The sequence below is a fragment of the Trueperaceae bacterium genome, assembly GCA_036381035.1.
GTDB lineage: Bacteria > Deinococcota > Deinococci > Deinococcales > Trueperaceae > DASRWD01.
Genome location: DASVDQ010000089.1, coordinates 98,261 through 119,222, shown reverse-complemented (window position 1 = coordinate 119,222; position 20,962 = coordinate 98,261). Strand labels below are relative to the sequence as shown.

Below are 20,962 nucleotides of genomic sequence, written 5' to 3'. Positions count from 1 at the left end.
ATGGCTAAGGGTGTTTTCGAGCGTACGAAGCCGCATGTGAACGTGGGGACGATCGGTCATGTTGATCATGGGAAGACGACGTTGACGGCGGCGATCACGTTCGCGGCGGCGGCGGCTGATCCGAGTGTGGTGACGCAGTCTTATGATCAGATCGATAAGGCGCCGGAGGAGCGGGCGCGGGGGATCACGATCAACACGTCGCATGTGGAGTATCAGACGGCGGCGCGGCATTATTCGCATGTGGATTGTCCTGGTCATGCGGATTACGTGAAGAACATGATCACGGGGGCGGCGCAGATGGATGGGGCGATCCTGGTGGTGTCGGCGGCGGATGGGCCGATGCCGCAGACGCGTGAGCACATCTTGTTGGCGCGGCAGGTGGGGGTGCCGTTCATCGTGGTGTTCTTGAACAAGGTGGACATGGTGGATGATGAGGAGCTCTTGGAGTTGGTGGAGATGGAGGTGCGTGAGCTCCTGTCGTCTTATGAGTTCCCGGGTGATGAGGTCCCGGTGGTGCGGGGTTCGGCGTTGAAGGCGTTGGAGGCGTTGACGGCGAACCCGGGCACGCAGCGGGGTGAGGATGCGTGGGTGGACAGGATCTGGGAGCTGTTGGATGCGGTGGATTCTTATGTGCCGACGCCGGTTAGGGATGTGGAGAAGCCGTTCTTGATGCCGGTGGAGGATGTGTTCACGATCACGGGTCGGGGGACGGTGGCGACGGGTCGTGTGGAGCGTGGTGTGGTGCGGGTGGGGGATGAGGTGGAGATCGTCGGTCTGGCCGAGACCAGTAGGTCGGTGGTGACGGGGGTGGAGATGCACCGTAAGACGTTGGATCAGGGCATGGCCGGTGACAACGTGGGGGTGCTGCTCAGGGGGGTTGGTCGTGATGATGTGGAGCGTGGTCAGGTGTTGGCGAAGCCGGGGTCGATCACGCCGCATACGGGGTTCTTGGGCAGCGTGTACGTGTTGAAGAAGGAGGAGGGGGGGCGTCATAGCGCGTTCTTCTCCGGTTATCGTCCGCAGTTCTACTTCCGCACGACCGATGTGACGGGGGTGGTGAGCTTGCCGTCTGGGGTGGAGATGGTGATGCCGGGGGATAACGTGGAGTTGTCGGTGGAGTTGATCAAGCCGATCGCGATGGAGGAGGGGCTTAGGTTCGCGATCCGTGAGGGTGGCCGCACGGTGGGGGCCGGCGTGGTCACCAAGATCACCAAGTAAGCCCCGGCTCGGCCGCGGCCGCCGCGTCCGCCTCCGGGCCCGGCGGCCGTAGCCTGCCCCTTCACAGGCGGGGCCTGCGCCTGTTAGGCTCCTACGATTGGGAGGCCACAGTGGCCAGTGACGTCAGGATCAAACTGCTGCTCGAGTGCACCGAGTGCAAGCGCCGCAACTACGCGACGCACAAGAACCGGCGCAACACGCAGGGCAAGCTCGAGCTGCGCAAGTACTGCCCGTGGGACCGCAAGCACACGACCCACCGAGAGGTCAAGGTCTGAGCGGTGTTCAAGGGGCTGGCGCAGTACCTACGCAACTCGCGCGCCGAGCTCGGGCGGGTGACCTGGCCGACCCGCAAGGAGGTCGTGCAGTCCACGCAGGCCACCCTGCTGTTCGTGATCATCACCTCGATCTTCCTGTTGGTAGCCGACGTCACGCTGGGCAACCTGATCAAGCTCATCATCTGATTGGGCACGGGCCGCGCGGGCGGCCCCCGGAGCGCATGTTGACCGAGGGAAGACCATGAGCATCGAGTGGTACGCCGTACACACCTACGTGGGGCACGAGGAGAAGGCCAAGGAGAACATCCTGAACCGGGCCCGGGCGCTCGGCATGGCCGACCGGATCTACCAGGTCGTCGTCCCCAAGGAGAAGACGGTGGAACACATGGGCGGGGGCCGGAAGGAAGAGACGGAGCACAAGCTCTTCCCCGGCTACATCTTCGTCCAGATGGACCTCGGCGACAACCCTGACGAGCCCAACGAGGCCTGGGAGGTCGTGCGGTACACGCCGGGCGTCACCGGCTTCGTCGGCACCGCCACCAGGGCCGTGCCCCTCACGCCGGAGGAGGAGGCGCGGATGCTGGAGAGCCAGGGCGTCACAGGTTCCCGCGAGGCGCCCAAGGTCCGCGTGTCCTTCAACGTCGGCGACATGGTGCAGGTGACGGGCGGCCCGTTCGCCGACTTCACCGGCGTCGTGTCGGAGGTCAACCCCGAGCGCGGCAAGCTCAAGGTCCTCGTGTCCATCTTCGGGCGCGAGACCCCCGTCGAGCTCGACTTCTCACAGGTCGTTCGCGCCTGAAACGGGTCCGCAGCGGCCCCGCCGCCGGCGGGGCGAGGACGCGTGGGGCGCTCAGGGACGGCAAGCGCTCAGACCCCATGGCCCGCCGAGCCACGGGGGAGCTTAGGAGGCAGGGATGGCTAAGAAGGTAGTTGGCGTCGTCAAGCTCCAGCTCCCGGCTGGAGGCGCGACGCCGGCGCCCCCCGTGGGCCCGGCGCTCGGCCAGCACGGCGCCAACATCATGCAGTTCGTGAAGGAGTACAACGCCGCCACGGCCTCGCAGGCCGGGGCGATCGTGCCGGTGGAGATCACGATCTACGCCGACCGCTCCTTCACGTTCGTCACGAAGACGCCGCCGGCGAGCTATCTGATCAAGAAGGCCGCGGGCATCGACAAGGGCTCCGGCGCCCCGAACAAGAGCCCCGTCGGCCGCCTCACCTGGGACCAGTGCCTCGAGCTGGGCCGCCAGAAGATGGCCGACCTCAACGCCAACGACGAGGTCGCCGCCGCCCGCATCATCGCCGGCACGGCGCGCTCGATGGGCGTGACCGTCGAGGGGGCCCCCGATGCCTAGGCACGGCAAGCGCTACCGCAAGCTCACGGAGCTCGTAGAGAAGGACAAGGTCTACAGCCCGGCCGAGGCGGCGCAGCTCGTCAAGCAGCTGGCCACCGCGAAGTTCGACGAGACCGTCGAGGCGCACTTCCGCCTCGGCATCGACCCGCGCAAGTCCGACCAGAACGTCCGCGGCACGGTCGCGCTGCCCCACGGCACCGGCCGCACGGTGCGCGTGCTCGCCATCACCCAGGGTGAGGGCGTGGCCGCCGCCGAGGCCGCCGGCGCCGACTTCGTCGGCGGGACCGACGTGATCGAGCGCATCCTCGGCGGCTGGATGGAGTTCGACGCCGTCGTGGCGACGCCCGACATGATGGCCCAGGTGGGCTCGAAGCTCGGGCGCGTGCTCGGACCCCGCGGCCTGCTGCCGAACCCGAAGGCCGGCACCGTCGGCACCGACATCGGCGCCATCGTCCGCGCCCTCAAGGCCGGCCAGATCGAGTTCCGCAGCGACAAGACCGGCGTCGTCCACGCGCCCATCGGCAAGGCCAGCTTCGCCGCCGAGCAGCTCGCGGAGAACCTCGAGGCGCTCAAGCACGCGGTGGAGGCGGCCAAGCCCGAGACGGCGAAGGGCCAGTACCTGAGGACGATCTACCTCACCACGACCATGGGCCCGAGCGTCAGGGTCGCCCTGGCCGCTCCCCGAGTGGAGGCCTGACCCAAGCATCCCGGTGCGCAGCGCGAGCTAGCACCTCTGGCGTTGGAGACAGCAGGGGCCTGCCAGGCTTAAAGATCCTGCCGAGACGTTCACTGGGGGCGACGAGCCCTCGCGACTGCGTCTCGCGGCCAGTCCCGCGAAGAGCGGGCGAAGCGACCTAGAAGACCTGGAGAGAGGTGACCATGGCGAACCCCAGGAACCAAGCGGCCGTCCAGATGCTGCGCGAGCAGCTCGGCGGCGCCGCGACGTTCTTCCTGGTGGACTACCAGGGGCTCTCCGCGGGTGAGTTCGGCCAGCTGCGCAACCAGGTGCGGCAGGCCGGCGGCAGGGTCCTAGTCGCCAAGAACACCCTCATCAACGTCGTGCTCAAGGAGCAGGGCGTCGAGGGGTTCGAGGAGGTCCTCACCGGGCCGACCGCACTCGTCCTCGTGGGCGAGGACGTGGCGGCGCCGGTGAAGGCCATCAGGGACTTCGCCAAGAACCACCCGAAGGAGCTCCCGGTGTCGAAGGGGGGCAGGCTCGAGGGCACGGCCCTCGGACCCGACGCGCTCGAGCGCGTCGCGAGGCTGCCCACCAAGGCCCAGGTGCAGAGCCAGCTGCTCGGCACGCTGCTCGCCCCGCTGCAGCAGCTCGTCGGCGTCCTCGCCGCGCCGCCGCAGAAGCTGGTGACCGTCATCGACAACTACGCGGACAAGCAGAAGCAAGCTCAGGAGGCTTGAGATGGCATTCGACAGGGAAGCGCTGATCGAACAGCTCAGCGGACTCACCGTGATGGAGCTCGTCGACCTCGTCGACGGGCTGAAGGAGAAGTGGGGCGTGGAGGCCGCGGCCGCCATGCCCATGGGCGCCATGATGGCCGTCCCGGCCGCCGGCGGCGAGGCCCCGGCCGCCGCCGAGGAGCAGACCGAGTTCACCGTCTCGATCACGAGCGCGGGCGACAAGAAGCTCCAGGTCATCAAGGAGGTGCGCGCCATCACCAACCTCGGCCTCAAGGAGGCCAAGGACCTGGTCGAGGCCGGCGGCGTCGTGGTGGAGAACGTCTCGAAGGACGAGGCGAACGACATCAAGGCGAAGCTCGAGGCCGCGGGCGCCACCGTCGAGGTCAAGTAAGCGCGAGCCACCCGCGCGGGGTCTACCCCGCGCCGGCTCACGCGTACCGGATGCACCCGGGAGGTCGGTGACCAAGAGACACAACCTCGCCAGCCGTGTCCAGAGCGCGCGGCCGGGTACGCCAGCCAGGCTACCCGGCTGCGCCTCCCGGCTTGCTAGCATCGAGAACGCTATCTTGACCCGGTTCTCTTCTATCCCAACTCACGGCGCCGGCCCGCGGGCCAGGCGCATGGCCGGCGTGACCCTCGTCCGGGTGGGGCCACACGCGCCGGCACCATACAGCTACCACACGGCGGGCGGGGCCGGAGCGGGCGCGACGCCCCCCGCGGCCGCCGTCGCCCGCCGTTCGCCGAGCGGACGGCCCGTTCCCGGCTTCACAGGTACCCCCAGCCAGGCGGAGGGATGAGGATGCGCGAGATCGTGAACTTCGGCAGGATCAAGGAGGTCATCGACCTCCCGAACCTGACGAACATCCAGATTAAGTCGTACGAGAGCCTCCTGCAGCTCGACAAGTCGCCGGCGGAGCGCGAGAACATCGGGCTCCAGGCCGCGTTCAAGGAGGTCTTCCCGATCGACGAGACGGAACGCGGCCGCCAGACCGACCTCGTCCTCGACTTCCTCGAGTACCGCCTCCAGCCGCCTGAGTACGACCCCGACGAGTGCCGCGAGAAGGACCTCACCTACCACGCCGGCCTCTTCGCCAAGCTGCAGCTCGTCCACAAGGACACGGGCCTGATCAAGGAGGACGAGGTCTTCCTCGGCGACCTGCCCCTCATGACCGAGGACGGCAGCTTCATCATCAACGGCGCCGACCGCGTGATCGTCTCGCAGATCCACCGCTCGCCAGGCGTCTACTTCACGGGGCAGGTCCAGCCCGACGGCGAGAAGCGCTACACGGCCAGCATCATCCCGATGCCGAAGCGCGGCCCCTGGATCGAGGTGGAGTTCGACAACCAGGGCGTGCTGTGGATGAAGGTGAACAAGCGCAAGTTCCCCTTCACCCTGCTGCTGCGCGTGCTCGGCTACGGCGACACCCAGATCCGCGAGCTCTTCGCCGGCAACGAGTCCCTCGTCGACGTCACGTTCGAGCAGGACGGCGCCGCCGGCATCACGCCGGACGAGGCGCTGCTGCGCCTGTTCACGGTGCTCCGGCCCGGCGACCCGCCCAAGGTCGACAAGGCCACGCAGTACCTCTTCGGCCTGCTGGCCGACCCGCGCCGCTACGACCTGGGCGACGCCGGGCGCTACAAGATGAACGACAAGCTCGGCCTCTCGTACCGCGCGAACACGCTGCTCGGCTACGAGGACGGGCGCTTCGTCGACTACGGCCTGGTGCCCACGCTGCAGTACCTCGTGAACCTGCAGGCCGGCAGGGAGGGCTACCAGGAGGACGACATCGACCACCTGGGCAACCGGCGCATCAGGACCGTCGGCGAGCTCGTCGCCGACCAGATCCGCGTCGGCCTGGGCCGCATGGCGCGCGGCGTGCGCGAGCGCATGCTGCTCGGCAACCCCGACGCCGCCACGCCGCAGAAGCTCGTGAACAGCCGCCCCATCGTCGCGGCGCTGCGCGAGTTCTTCGGCCGCAGCCAGCTCTCGCAGTTCAAGGACCAGGTCAACCCGCTCTCCGAGCTCAGGCACAAGCGGCGCATCTCGGCGCTCGGCCCCGGCGGCCTGACCCGCGAGCGCGCCGGCTTCGACGTGCGCGACGTGCACCGCACGCACTACGGGCGCATCTGCCCGATCGAGACGCCCGAGGGCGCGAACATCGGCCTCATCACCTCGCTCGCGTCCTACGCGCGCGTGAACGACCTCGGCTTCATCGAGGCGCCCTACCGCGTGGTCACGGACGGGCGCGTGACCGACGAGGTCGTCTACATCACCGCCCACGAGGAGGACAAGCACACGATCGCGCAGGCGAACACGCCTCTGAACGACGACGGCACGTTCGCCGTCGACACGATCGTCGCGCGCCGCCTCGGCGACCCGTTCTTCGTCTCGGCCGACGAGGTCGACCTGATGGACGTCTCGCCGAAGCAGGTCATCTCGGTGCCCACCTCCCTGATCCCGTTCCTCGAGCACGACGACGCGAACCGCGCGTTGATGGGCTCGAACATGCAGTCGCAGGCGGTGCCGCTCATCAAGGCCGAGTCGCCGTTCGTGGGCACGGGCGTCGAGGAGCGCGTCTCGCGCGACTCCGGCACCGTGGTGCTGGCGACCGACGACGGCGTCGTCACCTACGTCGACGCCAACCGCATCGTCATCGAGAACGCCAAGGGCGTCGCCACCGAGTACCTGCTCACGCGGTTCCAGCGCTCGAACCAGAACACGAACCTCAACCAGCAGCCGATCGTCGGCCTGGGCCAGAAGGTGAAGAAGGGCGACGTCATCGCCGACGGGCCCGCCTCGCAGAACGGCCGCCTGGCGCTGGGCCAGAACGTGCTCATCGCGCTGATGCCGTTCGACGGCTACAACTTCGAGGACGCCATCGTCCTCTCCGAGAGCCTGGTCAGGCGCGACATCTTCACGAGCGTCCACATCGAGAAGTTCGAGAAGGAGGCGCGCGACACCAAGCTGGGGCCCGAGAAGATCACGCGCGACATCCCCGGGCTCTCCGAGGCCGCGCTGCGCGACCTCGACGAGGACGGCGTCGTGCGCATCGGCGCCGAGGTGCGTCCCGGCGACATCCTCGTCGGCCACACCAGCTTCAAGGGCGAGAAGGACCCCACGCCCGAGGAGCGCCTGCTGCGCTCGATCTTCGGCGAGAAGGCCAAGGAGGTCAAGGACACCTCGCTCAAGGTCCCGCCGGGTGACGGCGGCATCGTGCTGCGCACGGTGCGCTTCCGCCGCGGCGACCCCGGCGTCGAGCTGCGCCCCGGCGTCCAGGAGATGGTCCGCGTCTACGTGGCGCAGAAGCGTCGCCTGATCGAGGGCGACAAGCTGGCGAACCGCCACGGGAACAAGGGCGTCGTCGCGAAGATCCTCCCGCCCGAGGACATGCCGTACCTCGAGGACGGCACGCCCGTCGACCTCGTCTTCAACCCGCTCGGCGTGCCCTCGCGCATGAACCTCGGCCAGATCCTCGAGACGCACCTCGGCATGGCGGCGCTGAAGCTCGGCGTGAACTACGTGACGCCGGTGTTCGACGGCGCCAACGAGGAGACGATCAAGGACCTCCTCGAGCAGGCCGCGATGAAGGACCTCGAGGAGTACAAGCAGCACGACTTCGGCTGGGACAGGCGCGAGCTGCAGGTCTACAAGCGCGCCGCCAAGCTGGGCGTGCTGCCGGAGGGCCTCGACCCCGAGTCCGCCTACAAGGCGCTGGCCCGCACCGGCAAGGCCGTGCTCTACGACGGGCGCACGGGCGACGCGATCGACGCGCCGATCGTCGTCGGGATCATGTACATCATGAAGCTCTACCACATGGTCGAGGACAAGATGCACGCCCGGTCCACCGGGCCGTACAGCCTCATCACCCAGCAGCCGCTGGGCGGCAAGGCGCAGTTCGGCGGTCAGCGGCTGGGCGAGATGGAGGTGTGGGCGCTCAAGGCGCACGGCGCGGCCTACACGCTCCAGGAGATGCTCACGATCAAGTCGGACGACATCGACGGTAGGAACGCGGCCTACGAGGCCATAGTCAAGGGCAACGACGTGCTCGAGCCCACGATCCCCGAGTCGTTCAAGGTCCTCGTCAAGGAGCTCCACTCGCTGGCGCTCGACGTCAAGGTCCTCGACGACGAGGACAAGCCCGTGAACATCTTCGACGAGACTGGGAGGCACTGGTGAGCGACACTCGCCTCAACAACGCGTTCCGTGACGCCGCCCGCGCGCGCGAGCCGCAGCGCGAGTTCGCCCGCGTCCAGATCGGCATCGCGTCGCCCGACACGATCCGGCGCTGGAGCTACGGCGAGATCACGAAGCCGGAGACGATCAACTACCGCACCCTCAAGCCGGAGCGGGACGGCCTCTTCGACGAGAAGATCTTCGGTCCGGAGAAGGACTGGGAGTGCGCCTGCGGCAAGTACCGCGGCCAGCGCTTCGCCGGCAAGACCTGCGAGCGCTGCGGCGTCGAGGTCACCCGCTCCACGGTGCGCCGCTACCGCATGGGCCACATCGAGCTGGCGACCCCTTGCGCGCACATCTGGTACGTCAAGGACATCCCCAACAAGGTCGGGGCGCTCCTGAACCTCTCGACCTCGCAGCTCGAGCAGGTCCTCTACTTCGCCAAGTACATCGTCACCGACCCGCAGGACGCGAAGCTGGGCGACAGGCCGCTCAAGCGCGGCGACCTGCTCTCCGACGACGAGCACCGCCAGCTCCGCTACGGCCTGCAGGAGACCTACACGATCCCCGGCGGCGAGGACGCCGTCGTGGCCGACGGCGAGTGGGTCGAGGCCGGCCAGCAGCTCGCCAAGGGCGTGAAGTCGAAGATCGCCGGCATCGCGCAGTACCGCTTCCCGCGGCGCATCAGGCTCGACTACCGCGAGTCGCGCGACGCCAGGCTGATCATCCCGAAGAAGGACTTCATCGAGGAGGAGGACGGCTACAAGGGCGGCCAGCCCATCGCCGAGCTCTCCGAGGACGTCGTCGTCACGTCCGAGAACGAGGGCGTGGTCGAGCTGCTGCCCATCGGCAGCGACGGCGGCATCGTCGTCGTCCGCGACGTCGACACCGAGGAGGTCCTCGTCAGCTACCTGCTGCCGGCCGGCATGGAGCCCTCGGTCACCGGCGGCGAGTTCGTCGAGGAGGGCGACGAGCTGGCCACGGCGAAGGCCGGCACGACCCTCTCCCTGCCCACCGGCGCCACCGCCGAGCTGCGCGCCAGCAAGGCCAAGGGCACGAGCGTCACGGTCACGCTCAAGGTCGAGTGGGAGCGCAGCGAGCAGCACGAGATGAACCCCACCATGCACGTGCTGGTGGGCGACGGCGCCGAGGTGCAGCCGGGCGAGAAGGTCGTCGGCGCCATCGACGCCGCCCAGGAGATCGTCGCGGCCGCCGCCGGCACCGTCAGGCTGTCGCACCCGGCGAGCATCATCGTCTCGCGCGCCCGCGTCTACCCCTACGAGGACGAGCCGATCGTCGTGAACGGCGACCGCGTGAAGGTGGGCGACGAGCTGGCCGACGACGGGAGGGTCAGGAGCGAGATCGAGGGACGCGTCGAGATCGACCTCGTCAGGCGCCAGGTCCGCGTCATCGAGAGCTACGACTTCGAGGCCAAGATGGGCGCCGAGGCGATCAAGGAGCTCCTCGAGACCCTCGACCTGCAGCAGCTCGAGGCCGAGCTCGTCGAGGAGATGAACTCGCCCTCGCGGCACAAGCGCGCCAAGGCCCGCAAGCGCCTCGAGATCGTCAGGGCGTTCCGCCGCTCCGGCAACGACCCGGCGTGGATGATCCTCGAGGCCGTGCCGGTGATGCCGCCGAGCCTGCGGCCGATGGTGCAGGTCGAGGGCGGGCGCTTCGCGACCTCCGACCTCAACGACCTCTACCGCCGCCTGATCAACAGGAACAACCGCCTCAAGAAGCTGATGCAGCAGGGCGCGCCCGAGATGATCGTGCGCAACGAGAAGCGCATGCTGCAGGAGGCCGTCGACGCCCTCATCGACAACGGCCGCCGCGGCGCGCCGGTCCTGCACCCCGGCTCCGACCGTCCGTACCGCTCGCTCACCGACCTGCTGGGCGGCAAGCAGGGCCGCTTCCGCCAGAACCTGCTCGGCAAGCGCGTCGACTACTCGGGCCGCTCGGTGATCGTCGTCGGCCCGCAGCTCAAGCTGCACCAGTGCGGCGTGCCCAAGCGCATGGCCCTCGAGCTGTTCAAGCCGTTCCTCTTCAAGAAGCTCGAGGAGCGCGGGCTGGCCAACAACATCAAGAGCGCGCGCAAGAAGCTCGAGCGCTACCGCGACGTCCAGGACGAGGTGTGGGACGCGCTCGAGGAGGTCATCGCCGACAAGGTCGTCCTCCTCAACCGCGCGCCGACGCTCCACCGCCTCGGCATCCAGGCGTTCGAGCCGGTCCTCGTCGAGGGCCAGGCCATCCAGCTCCACCCGCTGGTCTGCGAGGCGTTCAACGCCGACTTCGACGGCGACCAGATGGCGATCCACGTGCCGCTGTCCGTGTACGCCCAGGCCGAGGCCAGGCTGCAGATGCTGGCCAGCCACAACCTGCTCTCGCCGGCGCACGGCGGGCCGAACGTGAACGCCACGCGCGACATCGTCCTCGGCCTCTACGTGCTCACCCAGCTCCACACGGGCCGGAAGGGCGCCGGCAACGAGTACGACAGCGCCGAGGACGCCCTCGCGGCGTACGACGCGGGCGAGGTCGACCTGAACTCGCCGATCAAGGTGGCGGGCCGGGAGACGAGCGTCGGTCGCCTGAAGTACCGCTTCGGCAGCGTCGACGAGGCGCTGATGGCGGTGCAGGAGGGCTTCATCGACATGCAGGACCCCGTCACCATCAAGATCGACGGGGAGCTCGTCGAGACGAGCCCCGGACGCGCGATGTTCGGCCGCATCGTCCGCGAGACCCTCGCCGCCGGCGGCGAGGTCCCGGCCGACCTGATCCGCTACGACACCGTCTACGAGAGGGGCGCGCTCCGCGACCTCGTCGTAGAGAGCTTCAAGCGCCTCGGCATCGAGCGCACCGCCGCCCTCCTCGACGGCCTCAAGCAGTACGGCTTCGAGCTCTCCACGACCTCGGGCATCACCATCGGCATCGACGACGTGGCGATCCCCGAGAAGAAGAGGGACCTCATCGCCGAGGCCCAGCAGAAGCTCAACCGCATCCAGGAGGCCGCCGAGCGCGGCTTCATGACCGAGCGCGAGCGCTTCAGCCAGGTCATCCGCCTGTGGAACGACACGACCGAGCAGGTGAAGGACGCCGTGTTCGAGAACTTCTCGAAGAACATGCCGTTCAACCCGCTCTTCGTGATGGCCCAGTCGGGCGCCCGCGGCAACCCGCAGCAGATCCGCCAGCTCGCGGGCATGCGCGGCCTGATGGCGAACCCGTCGGGCGAGACGATCGAGCTGCCCATCCGCGCGAACTTCCGCGAGGGCCTCGACGTCCTCGAGTACTTCATCTCGACGCACGGCGCCCGCAAGGGCGGCGCCGACACGGCCCTCCGCACGGCCGACTCGGGCTACCTCACGAGGAAGCTCGTCGACGTCGCCCACGAGATCGTCGTGCGCGAGGAGGACTGCGGCAGCGCCGAGTTCATCGAGGTCCCGCTCTACCTGCCGGAGGGCCGCCCGCGCCCGCGCGGCCACCTCGAGATGAGCCTCTACGGACGCCGCCTGGCGCTCGACCTCGAGATCGGCGGCTTCAAGAAGGAGGCCGGTGAGGTCCTCTACATGGAGGACGTCAGGGCCATCGCCGCGCGCATGGCGGACGACCCCGACGTGCGCAGCGTGGCGGTCCGCAGCCCGCTGACCTGCCAGACGCGCGCCGGCGTGTGCATCGCCTGCTACGGGCTCGACATGTCGCTGATGCGCGACGTCAGCCTCGGCGAGGCCGTGGGCACGATCGCCGCCGAGTCGATCGGCGAGCCGGGCACGCAGCTCACGATGCGCACGTTCCACACGGGCGGCATCGCGACCGGCGCCGACATCACGCAGGGCCTCCCGCGCGTGATCGAGCTGGTCGAGGCGCGCAAGCCCAAGGTCCGCGCCGTGATCTCCGAGGTCGACGGCGTCGTCTCGCTCGAGGAGGAGGACGACCGCGTCCGCGTCACAGTCACCTCCGACGACGGCGAGTTCGTCAAGACCTACAAGATCGACCGCACGATGCGCCTCGTCGTCAAGGACGGCGACCGCGTCGAGGCGGGCGACCCGCTCACGCGCGGCAGCATCAACCCGCACGACCTCCTCGAGTCCCGCGGTCCCGACGCTGTCCGCGCCTACCTCGTCGACGAGATCCAGAAGGTCTACCGCGGTCAGGGCGTGAGCGTGCACGACAAGCACATCGAGATCGTCGTGCGCCAGATGCTGAAGTACGTCGAGGTCATCGACGGCGGCGACAGCGACTACCTGGCCGGGCAGACCGTCGAGCGCTTCGACATCGAGGAGGTCAACCAGCAGCTCATGGCCGAGGGCAAGACGCCCGCGACCTGGAAGCCGCTGCTCCTCGGCATCACGAAGGCCTCGCTCTCGACGAAGAGCTGGCTGTCGGCCGCCTCGTTCCAGCACACGACCCACGTGCTCACCGAGGCCGCGCTGGCCGGCAAGGTCGACGACCTCGTCGGCCTCAAGGAGAACGTGATCCTCGGCCGCCTCGTGCCCGCCGGCACCGGCCTCGACGCGATCCGCAAGACCCGCGTCGCCGACGAGCGCACGCTGGCGAAGCTGGCCGAGAAGCGCCCCGCCGAGGAGGCGCCGGCCGCTCAGCGGCCCGCCGCCCCGGTCGCGGCGCAACAGCCGGAGGTGCGCGGCTAGGCCGCGGACCGTAGACCGCCGAGAGCTGGAGGGCGCGCCCGCGACCGGGCGCGCCCTCTGCCGTGCCGGGCTGGACGCCGGCGCCGCGCGTTAGGCTCGGTGCCGTGCTGGTCGCGTTCGACCCCGGGCGGAACGTCGGCGTCGCGTTCGTCAGCGCCGCGGGCGAGCTGCTGCGGAAGGCGGTGGTCTCGCCCGAGGAGGCCGCGTCGCTCGAGCTGCCGGCCGGCGCCACCGTGCTCGTCGGCGACGGCACCGGCAGCGAGGCGCTCGTCGCCGCGCTGCGCCGCGCCGGTCACGACCCGGTGGTCGTGCCGGAGGAGGGGACGACGCTGGAGGCCAAGGCGCTCTACTACCGCGACAACCCGCCTCGGCTCCTCGCGCGGCTCGTCCCGCCCGGCATGCGCTCGCCGGGGCGTCCGCTCGACGACTACGCCGCCTACGCGATCGCGCTCCGTTACCTGGCGGCGGCGGGGCAGGCGGAGACGCGACCCGAGGGCTGAGGACGGCGGGGCAGGACGCCCTCGCGCCCGGTCCACGTCCGCGACGAGAGGCCAAGGAGAAGCGCCGGGGCCCTTCACGGGCCCCGGCGCCGCTGCTGCGGTGAAGGGGGGCGCCTCGGCGCCCCGCCGCGCTAGTTGAGCGCGTCCTCCTCGCCCACGCCCATGAGGGCGCGGGCCTCGCTCTCGGAGATGCCGAGCACGGCGCTGATCTCGCCGGCGAGGAGCCGGATGGCGCGGCGGTAGGCCTGGCGGTCGAGGTCGGGCAGGCCGCGCTCGAGGTCCCAGCGGCGCAGCTCGCTGGCGAGGGTGGCGATCTGGTAGGGGTCGCCGCTCGTGAGGATGTCGGTGACCTTGCGGTGGCGCGCCGCCCACTGCTTCGGCAGGGTGATGCGGCCGTTCTGCAGGCGCTCGAGGACGCTCTGGACCTCCTCCTGCGTCAGCGCGGGCCGGAGGCCGGCGCCGAACGGGGCGTTGACGGGGACGTAGGCGCGAGACGTTCCGTTCGGGAACTCGACCTGGTAGTACTTCTGGACCGTGCCCCCGACGGCGCGGTCGGTGGTGCCGGACACCACGCCGACGCCGTAGGGCGGGAGGACGACCTGGTCGCCGCTCTTGAACGTCTTCGCTGAGTCTTTCAACGTGGCTCGCTCCCTTCGAGCGGCCGCCCGCCAGCGCGGATGGCCGCACGGATCGCACGCGTTAGCGTCGGGGCTGTCAGATGGGTGTTCTGAGCGTCCAGGGCAGCGAAGTACGTGGCCACCGGCGTGACGCTCACGTGCTCCATGCTACCAGATGAAAGCACCTTTTGCACCATGTGAGGATTCCGTCAGGTCTCCGTTCGTGCCGCTCCCACCGGGCCGTCCCCGGGACGGGACCGACGCGCCCCGCGCGGCTGCGGCTCCCCGGAGCGCACGACGAGCATCACGCCCACGAGCACCAGCACGGCGCCGAGCAGCGTGATCGACCCCGGCACCTCGCCGAACACGATCGCGGCCAGCACGCCGGAGCCGATGGGCTCGGCGATGACGGCGGTGGCCGTCACCGTGGCGCCGAGGTGGCGGGCCGAGTAGTTCAGGCCCGTGTGGCCGAGCACCTGCGGCACCAGGGCGAGGAGCGCGATCCAGCCGAGCGACTCGAGCGGGTAGCCCCAGTAGGGCGTGCCGGTGAGGAGCGGCAGCGGCGCCAGCCACAGCGCCGCCCAGCCGTAGACGGTGCCCACGTAGGCGGGCAGCGACACCCCGCCGCGCATGACCTCGCGCCCGATGAGGAAGTAGACGGCCGCGGCGGCGGCGGCGCTGAGCGCCAGCGCGTCGCCGAGGACCGGGTTCGTGCCTCCGCCGAGGTCGCCGAAGCCGATGACCGCCGCGCCGGCCACGGCGATCGTCATGCCGAACATCACCGAGAGCGTGGGCGCGGCGCCGAGGACGAACCAGCCGAGCAGGGCCGTCCACAGCGGGGTGGTGGTGGCGAGGGTGACGCTGGCCGCGATCGTCGTGTAAGAGAGCGACTGGATCCAGGTGGCGAAGTGGATGGCCAGGGCCAGCCCGGAGGCCGCCGTGAGCCAGGCGGCGCGTCCGCGGAGAGGCGTGCGCGCCCGGGCCCGCAGGGTCGCGGGCAGCAGGACGACGGTGGCGATGGCGAGCCGGTAGAGGGCGACGGCCGGCGCCGGCGCGTCGGCGAGGCGGATGAACACCGCCGCGAAGCTGACCGAGACCAGCGCCCCGACCAGCACGAGGTAGACGGCGCCGCGCCCGGGTTCCCCGTTGGCTCGCGTCACGCGGTCGATGGTACCCCGCTCGCGCCGCGGCGCTAACGTCGTGTCGTGGACACAGACGCTGAGCTCGAGGTCCCGGACGGCTTCCGCCTCGGCGTCTCGACTTCCGCCTTCCAGACCGAGGGCGCGTCGTCGGGGCGGGGCGAGTCGATCTGGGACCGCTTCCTGGCCCGCTCGTCCCTCCCGCCGGAGGAGTGGGGCGTGGCCACCGACCACCTCGCGCGCCTGGAGGAGGACCTCGACCTCGCCGCCGGCCTCGGCGTCACGGCCTACCGCTTCTCGCTGAGCTGGACGCGGCTGATGCCCGCGGGGAAGGGCCGTCCGCGGCGCGAGGGGCTGGCCGTCTACGACCGGATGCTCGACGAGGCCCTCGCGCGCGGGCTCGAGCCGTGGGCGTGCCTCTACCACTGGGACCTGCCGCAGGCGCTGCAGGAGCGCGGCGGCTGGAGGAACCGCGACACGGCCTACTACCTGGCCGACTACGCCGAGGCCGTGGCCGACCTCCTCGCCGGCCGCGCGCGGCGGGTGTTCGTCCTCAACGAGCCCAACGTCCACGCCGTGCTGGGGCACCTGGCGGGCCGGCACGCCCCCGGCCTCGCTGACCTGGAGGCGTTCGCCGGCGCCGTGCACCACCAGAACCTGGCCACGGGCCTGGCCGCGGCGCGTCTGCGCGAGGCGCTGCCCGGCGCCGAGGTCGGCACGATCGTCATGCTCCAGCCGGTCGTGCCGGCGGAGGAGGGAGAGGACCACGAGGCGGCCGCCGCGCTGGCCGACGCCGCCTTCAACCGCGCCTTCCTCGACCCGCTGTTCGGCCGCGGCTACCCCGAGCCGGTGGACGGCCTGGTCGAGGCGCTCGTGCGCGACGGCGACATGGCGGAGATCGCGCGCCCGCCTGACGTGCTGGGCGTCAACTACTACACGCGGCTGCGCGTGCGCGCCGACCCCGAGAGCCCCTTCGGGCTGGCGCTGGCGGGGGCGCCGGCCGGCGCGGAGACCACGGCCATGGGCTGGGAGGTCTACTCGGAGGGCCTGCGCGAGGTGCTGGTCCGCCTGCGCGTCGAGTACGGCGGCCCTCGCGTCGCCGTCACCGAGTGCGGCGCGGCGTACCGCGACGAGCCGCAGCCCTCGGGACGCGTCGACGACTGGCGCCGGGCACGCTTCCTCCTCTCGCACCTCAGGTCCGCGCTGGCGGCGCGCGCCGAGGGCTGCGACGTGGACGCGTTCCTCGTCTGGACGCTCGTCGACAACCTCGAGTGGACCGACGGGTTCGCCAGGCGCTACGGCCTCGTGCGGCTCGAGCCGGGGACGCTCCGCCGGGTGCCGAAGCTCTCGTACGACGTGCTGCGCGAGGTGGCCACGAGCGGCACGGTGCCGCCGGCCGCCGAGGTCAGGGCGACGGCGTGACCGGCTCGCGCCACAGCGACAGCGCCAGCCACAGCCACGAGGCGATCATCGCGGCCCCGCCCAGCGGCGCGACGAGGCCGAGGAGTCTCGGGCCGCCGGCCGCGAGCAGGTAGAGGGCGCCGCAGAACAGGAGCACGCCGAGGGCCAGCAGCGCCGCGGACCTCTCGGCTCCCGCGGACGCTCCGACCGCCCCTCCCGCCGCCGTCGCCGTCCCGCCGCGGGCGACCCGGGCCGCCAACGCCATCGCCAACAGGCCGAGGCCCCCGTAGGTCTGGTACCTCACGGACGTCTCGAGGGTGCTCAGCCTGTCCGCGGGCAGGCGTCCCTCCAGCGTGTGGGCGCCGAACGCCCCCACGGCCACCGCCAGCGCCACCAGCAGCGCGCCGAGCGACCCCGCCGCCCGCGGTCCCAGCCTCATGGGCTCCCCGCCACGCCGGCGGGCGGTGCGGGCGGCTCGGCCGCCAGGTCGGGCGCCACGTCGGCGGCCTTGGGACCGCTGACGCCGCGCACGACCCCGTCGCGCAGCTCGATGCGCGCGTCGGCTAGCTCGGCGAGCTCCCTGTCGTGGGTCACGATCACGACCGTGCGTCCCTCGGCCGCCACGTCCTTCAGCGCGCGCATCACGACCTCGCCGCTGCGCGAGTCGAGGTTGCCGGTGGGCTCGTCGGCGAACACCACCGCCGGGTCGTTCGCCAGCGCCCGCGCCAGGGCCACGCGCTGACGCTCGCCGCCGGAGAGCCGGTGGGGGAGGTGGTCGCTCCGGTGCGCGACGCCGAAGCGCTCGAGCAGCGCCATCGCGCGCCGCGTGCGCTCGGCGCGCGGGACGCCGGCCAGCGCCATCGGGAGGGCGACGTTCTGCGCCGCGTCGAGGACGCTGACGAGGTTGAAGGACTGGAACACGAAGCCGAAGCGCCGCAGGCGCAGGTCGGCGCGCTCGCCCTCGCTGAGCTCACCGAGGACCTGGCCGTCCAAGGTCACCGCGCCCGCGGTGGGCGTGTCGAACCCCGCCAGGAGGTTGAGGAGCGTCGACTTGCCCGAGCCCGACGGCCCGAGGATCACCGTCAGGCACGAGGGCGGGAAGGCGGCCGTGACGCCCGTGAGCGCGTGCACGTCGGCGGCGCCGGTGCGGTAGACCTTGCTGAGGTTCTCGGCGCGCAGCACCCGGCGATAGTACCGCGGGCACGCGGCTCAGCGGCCCCCGGAGCTGCCCCCGCCGCCGCCACCACCGCCGCCGCCCGAGGACGACCCGCCCGACGACGCCGTGGCCGACGCCGCGGACAGAGAACGCGACAGCGACATCACCGAGCGCGAGACGTCGGAGAGGCTGTGCAGGCTGGACGTGGAGCCGATCCACGTGGCGCGGCTGGCGACCGTCCTCTCGTCGATGCCCCGCAGCGGAGCGGCGCGCGCGAGGTTCTTCAGGAACTTCTCGGCGACGCCCAGCGCGGCGGCGTAGACGTAGTAGACGTCCCACAGCTTGAAGAAGTCGTCGGGGGCGTCCTTCATGCGCGTGTAGTCGGAGAGCGTGCGCTTGAAGCCCTTCCAGGCCGCGACCTCGGCGGCGATCTCCGGGCGCCAGCGCGGCACCGCCACGGCGGACGTGACGGCCAGGGCCAGCGAGCCGACGGCGCCCGCGATGCCCGCCACGCGACCGGGACCGGCCGCCGCGGCCGCGACGACGATGCACACGAGCATGCCGCCGATGGCCCGCGCCGCCCAGGCGTTGGCGACGCGTTGGCTCTCGGCGTTCACCAGCGGCCCGCCGCGCTTGGCCTCCACCCACTGGCGCACCGACTTGCCCCAGCGCTGCATGAAGCTCGAGGCGTAGCGCTGCGAGTAGCTGCGCATCTCGCGGAACTCGAGCTGGCTGGGGTCGCCGCGGCGGTAGGTCATCGCGGCGTTCTTCAGGTAGCGGAGCACGTCCGCCTCGAACGGCTGCAGGCCCTCGGTCGAGCGCTGCAGGTCGAGGCGCATCTCGAAGCGCCCGCGCCGCGACGTGAACTCGCCGTAGCCCCGCCTGGCCAGGTCCATGATCGTGGCCATGAAGGCGTTGCCCATGAGGCCCGGCTGGAACGACTGGGTCAGCATCGCGACCACGGCCGCCGGCGGCAGGTCGCTGGGCGGCTCGAAGGGGTAGCGCATGACCGCGACGTCGGGCTCCTGGCCGTGCCTCACGTACGCCCTGACCACGCCCACGAGGAGGAACGCGACGATCGCCGCCGGCAGCAGCGTCCACCAGGCCGAGCGCCGGAGGGCGGCCCTGGCCGCCAGGCCCTCGCTTATGCCCGCGATCTCCGCCTCCTCGATCAGCGCCTGCTCCATGCCCGGCATGCGCCCGCGCGGCTCGAACAGGTCCGGGTCCATGAGGTAGTCGACCTCGACGCCGGCGCCCGGGGGGATGCGCTCGAGCGTCACCGTGAGGACGGAGCGGTCGGGCGAGAGCGTGACGACCGGCCTCTCGGGGTTGGCGTAGCGGTGGACGAAGGCGTCGTAGGGCTCCTCCATCGGCCCCGGCGCCTCGACGGTGAGCCGGTAGCCGACGATCGGCGGGTGATCGAGCTGGATCAGGTTCCAGTACCACTGCGCCACGTCGCTGAAGAACTCCATGGTGCCGGAGAGGCGGTAGTGGAAGCGCACCCGCCTCTCGCTGACCCGCTCCTGGTTGCGCACCACGAGCTCCGTCCCGGCCGAGCACGGCTGCGTGAACGCCGTCGCCGGCGGACCGCTGCTCACGGCCCCCGAGCCGGGCAGCAGGTCCACGCGCTGGCCCTCCTCCAGCTCCAAGCAGATGAACGCCTCGCCGAAGTCGTCGTCGGTCCACAGGGTGCGCGTGTCGTCGACGATGACGTCGCCAGACGGCTCGATGGTGACGACCTGCACGACGTCGCGCCACTCGTAGCTCTGGGCCTGGGCGGCGGCGCCGAGGAGGGCGAGCGCGAGCGCGAGGAGCGCCCGCGTCGTTCGCGGCGGCATGGCTCTCATCTTACGGGGGCAGGCGCGGCCGCGCGCGGGCGCGGCGAGAGCCCTCACTCGCGAGCGACGGCGACGGCGATGGGCACGCGCGCGGCGCGTCCGGCCGGGAGCAGCCCGGCGAGGAGCCCCGTCGCGGCCGCGACCAGCACCGCGAAGGCGACGAGCCGCGGCGTGACGGCGGCGACGGAGAGGCCGACGTAGTCGTTCGCGATGGCGTTCACGACCCGCGTCGCCAGGGTGCCGAGTCCCACGCCGACGGCGGCGCCGACCAGCGACAGGACGACGGACTCGAGCACGACGATGGAGAACAGGAACGTGGGACGCGCGCCCACAGCCCGCACGACGCCGAACTCGCGGGTGCGCTCGAAGACGCTCATCATCATCGTGTTCGCGACGGCGATCGCGCCCACCACGAGGGCGATCGCGCTGATGCCGAGGCGCACGAAGTCGGAGATGCGCAGCGAGTCCTGCACGACGCTCATCGCGCCGGCCTGCGTCTGGGCGCCGAGGTCGGGGTAGGCGGCCTCGATCTCCTCGGCGACCCTGTCGGCGCGCGCCGGGTCCTCGAGCTTGACCATGATCGTGCTCACGCGGTCCTCGACGCCCATGGCCTCGCGCAGGGAGGCGAAGGGCACGATCACGAGGTTCTCCAGCAGCCCGGCGTCGGACGAGACGACGCCCACGACCTCGAACGTCGCGTCGGGGTTGAGGCGCAGCTCGTCGCCCACCTCGAGCCGCGCCCGCGACGCCACGGACCGCCCCACGACGGCCACCAGAGCCTCCTCGTCCTCAGGGGTCAGGAGGCGCCCCTCCACCACCGAGGCCCCCGTGAAGACCTCGTTCAGCGGCACGTCGGTGGGCAGCCCCTCGAAGACGAAGGACTGGCTGGGGGAGAGGCCGCCGCGCAGGTAGAGGAGCGCCGGCGTCACGGACCTGATGCCGAAGCGCTCGGCGTCGGCCCGTAGCCGCTCGACGTACTCCGCCGGCAGGTCGGGCGCGGTGGGGAAGAGGTCGTCGCCGACCTCGCCGAAGCTGACCTGGATGTCGGGCCCCAGGCCCGCGAGCTGGTCCGCGAACGCCTTGCGCAGGCCCTCGCCGATCGACATGAACACGACGGTGGAGGCGATCGCGATGGCGATGCCGAGGGCGGTAAGGCCGGTGCGCAGCGGGCGGTGGCGCAGCGACGTCAGGGCGAGCTGCGCGGTGACGGCGCCCCTCACCGGTCGGGGGCCTCCC

The 20,962-nt window shown here is 70.9% G+C and carries 18 protein-coding genes; 12 read left to right on the top strand and 6 right to left on the bottom strand.

The features are described from left to right. The 11 genes from tuf (at nt 1) to VF202_10490 (ending at nt 13,575) form a co-directional block, all read left to right on the top strand. Nucleotides 1–1,218: an elongation factor Tu gene (tuf, locus tag VF202_10540; GenBank protein HEX7040543.1), complete on the top strand. Its 1,218-nt coding sequence runs from the start codon at nt 1–3 to the stop codon at nt 1,216–1,218. Between the two features lie 110 nt (nt 1,219–1,328). Further along, nucleotides 1,329–1,493 carry a 50S ribosomal protein L33 gene (rpmG, locus tag VF202_10535; GenBank protein ID HEX7040542.1) on the top strand — a complete coding sequence of 55 codons (165 nt, stop codon included), beginning with the start codon at nt 1,329–1,331 and terminating at the stop codon, nt 1,491–1,493. A 3-nt stretch (nt 1,494–1,496) separates the two neighbouring features. Then, the gene (gene secE / locus VF202_10530; protein HEX7040541.1) at nt 1,497–1,679 is read left to right on the top strand and encodes a preprotein translocase subunit SecE; all 183 of its coding nucleotides are present in this window, start codon (nt 1,497–1,499) and stop codon (nt 1,677–1,679) included. 55 nt (nt 1,680–1,734) lie between these two features. Further along, complete coding sequence (gene nusG / locus VF202_10525) at nt 1,735–2,292, top strand: transcription termination/antitermination protein NusG (protein HEX7040540.1); 558 nt, start codon at nt 1,735–1,737, stop codon at nt 2,290–2,292. A gap of 115 nt (nt 2,293–2,407) precedes the next feature. Further along, entirely contained in the window at nt 2,408–2,845 is a 438-nt protein-coding gene (rplK, locus tag VF202_10520) for a 50S ribosomal protein L11 (protein HEX7040539.1), read from the top strand. Beyond that, entirely contained in the window at nt 2,838–3,542 is a 705-nt protein-coding gene (gene rplA / locus VF202_10515; GenBank protein ID HEX7040538.1) for a 50S ribosomal protein L1, read from the top strand. The genes rplK and rplA overlap by 8 nt, the downstream gene beginning before the upstream one ends. Nucleotides 3,543–3,724: 182 nt before the next feature. Next, nucleotides 3,725–4,261, top strand: coding sequence for a 50S ribosomal protein L10 (rplJ, locus tag VF202_10510; protein ID HEX7040537.1), 537 nt, complete (start codon nt 3,725–3,727; stop codon nt 4,259–4,261). A gap of 1 nt (nt 4,262) precedes the next feature. Beyond that, complete coding sequence (gene rplL / locus VF202_10505) at nt 4,263–4,652, top strand: 50S ribosomal protein L7/L12 (protein HEX7040536.1); 390 nt, start codon at nt 4,263–4,265, stop codon at nt 4,650–4,652. 408 nt (nt 4,653–5,060) lie between these two features. After that, nucleotides 5,061–8,438 (top strand): DNA-directed RNA polymerase subunit beta, encoded by a 3,378-nt coding sequence (locus VF202_10500; protein HEX7040535.1) that lies wholly within the window; start codon nt 5,061–5,063, stop codon nt 8,436–8,438. Next, a complete protein-coding gene (locus tag VF202_10495; GenBank protein ID HEX7040534.1) occupies nt 8,435–13,075 on the top strand; it encodes a DNA-directed RNA polymerase subunit beta' in 4,641 nt (1,546 codons plus the stop codon). The genes VF202_10500 and VF202_10495 overlap by 4 nt, the downstream gene beginning before the upstream one ends. Before the next feature lie 104 nt (nt 13,076–13,179). Next, a complete protein-coding gene (locus VF202_10490; protein ID HEX7040533.1) occupies nt 13,180–13,575 on the top strand; it encodes a hypothetical protein in 396 nt (131 codons plus the stop codon). A 131-nt stretch (nt 13,576–13,706) separates the two neighbouring features. Here VF202_10490 and VF202_10485 read toward each other — a convergent pair whose 3' ends face one another. Together VF202_10485 and VF202_10480 are read right to left on the bottom strand one after the other, a co-directional pair. Further along, nucleotides 13,707–14,213 (bottom strand): CarD family transcriptional regulator, encoded by a 507-nt coding sequence (locus VF202_10485; protein ID HEX7040532.1) that lies wholly within the window; start codon nt 14,211–14,213, stop codon nt 13,707–13,709. A gap of 188 nt (nt 14,214–14,401) precedes the next feature. Next, nucleotides 14,402–15,352 carry a DMT family transporter gene (locus VF202_10480; protein HEX7040531.1) on the bottom strand — a complete coding sequence of 317 codons (951 nt, stop codon included), beginning with the start codon at nt 15,350–15,352 and terminating at the stop codon, nt 14,402–14,404. Nucleotides 15,353–15,397: 45 nt separating this feature from the next. On the opposite strand from VF202_10480, the gene VF202_10475 reads away from it, so the two are divergent. Continuing rightward, a complete protein-coding gene (locus tag VF202_10475) occupies nt 15,398–16,753 on the top strand; it encodes a family 1 glycosylhydrolase (GenBank protein HEX7040530.1) in 1,356 nt (451 codons plus the stop codon). On the opposite strand, the gene VF202_10470 is transcribed toward VF202_10475, so the two are convergent. Genes VF202_10470 through VF202_10455 form a run of 4 tightly spaced genes read right to left on the bottom strand, consistent with a single transcriptional unit; the run spans nt 16,737 to nt 20,946 of the window. Next, nucleotides 16,737–17,171 (bottom strand): DUF423 domain-containing protein, encoded by a 435-nt coding sequence (locus tag VF202_10470; GenBank protein ID HEX7040529.1) that lies wholly within the window; start codon nt 17,169–17,171, stop codon nt 16,737–16,739. The two genes, VF202_10475 and VF202_10470, sit on opposite strands and share 17 nt — an antisense overlap. Then, entirely contained in the window at nt 17,168–17,914 is a 747-nt protein-coding gene (locus VF202_10465; protein ID HEX7040528.1) for an ABC transporter ATP-binding protein, read from the bottom strand. Before VF202_10465 ends, VF202_10470 begins: the two co-directional genes overlap by 4 nt. 27 nt (nt 17,915–17,941) lie before the next feature. Beyond that, nucleotides 17,942–19,726, bottom strand: a complete 1,785-nt coding sequence (locus VF202_10460; GenBank protein ID HEX7040527.1) for a DUF2207 domain-containing protein — start codon at nt 19,724–19,726, stop codon at nt 17,942–17,944. A gap of 53 nt (nt 19,727–19,779) precedes the next feature. Next, on the bottom strand, nt 19,780–20,946 hold the full coding sequence (locus VF202_10455; GenBank protein HEX7040526.1) for an ABC transporter permease: 1,167 nt from the start codon (nt 20,944–20,946) through the stop codon (nt 19,780–19,782). Nucleotides 20,947–20,962 lie beyond the last annotated feature (16 nt).

What these genes read in the sequence shown, in the direction of transcription:
- tuf (HEX7040543.1), top strand. Translation starts at nt 1, where the DNA reads ATGGCTAAGGGTGTTTTCGAGCGTACGAAGCCGCATGTGAACGTGGGG.
- nusG (HEX7040540.1), top strand. Translation starts at nt 1,735, where the DNA reads ATGAGCATCGAGTGGTACGCCGTACACACCTACGTGGGGCACGAGGAG.
- rplK (HEX7040539.1), top strand. Translation starts at nt 2,408, where the DNA reads ATGGCTAAGAAGGTAGTTGGCGTCGTCAAGCTCCAGCTCCCGGCTGGA.
- rplA (HEX7040538.1), top strand. Translation starts at nt 2,838, where the DNA reads ATGCCTAGGCACGGCAAGCGCTACCGCAAGCTCACGGAGCTCGTAGAG.
- rplJ (HEX7040537.1), top strand. Translation starts at nt 3,725, where the DNA reads ATGGCGAACCCCAGGAACCAAGCGGCCGTCCAGATGCTGCGCGAGCAG.
- rplL (HEX7040536.1), top strand. Translation starts at nt 4,263, where the DNA reads ATGGCATTCGACAGGGAAGCGCTGATCGAACAGCTCAGCGGACTCACC.
- VF202_10500 (HEX7040535.1), top strand. Translation starts at nt 5,061, where the DNA reads ATGCGCGAGATCGTGAACTTCGGCAGGATCAAGGAGGTCATCGACCTC.
- VF202_10470 (HEX7040529.1), bottom strand. Translation starts at nt 17,171, where the DNA reads ATGAGGCTGGGACCGCGGGCGGCGGGGTCGCTCGGCGCGCTGCTGGTG.
- VF202_10460 (HEX7040527.1), bottom strand. Translation starts at nt 19,726, where the DNA reads ATGCCGCCGCGAACGACGCGGGCGCTCCTCGCGCTCGCGCTCGCCCTC.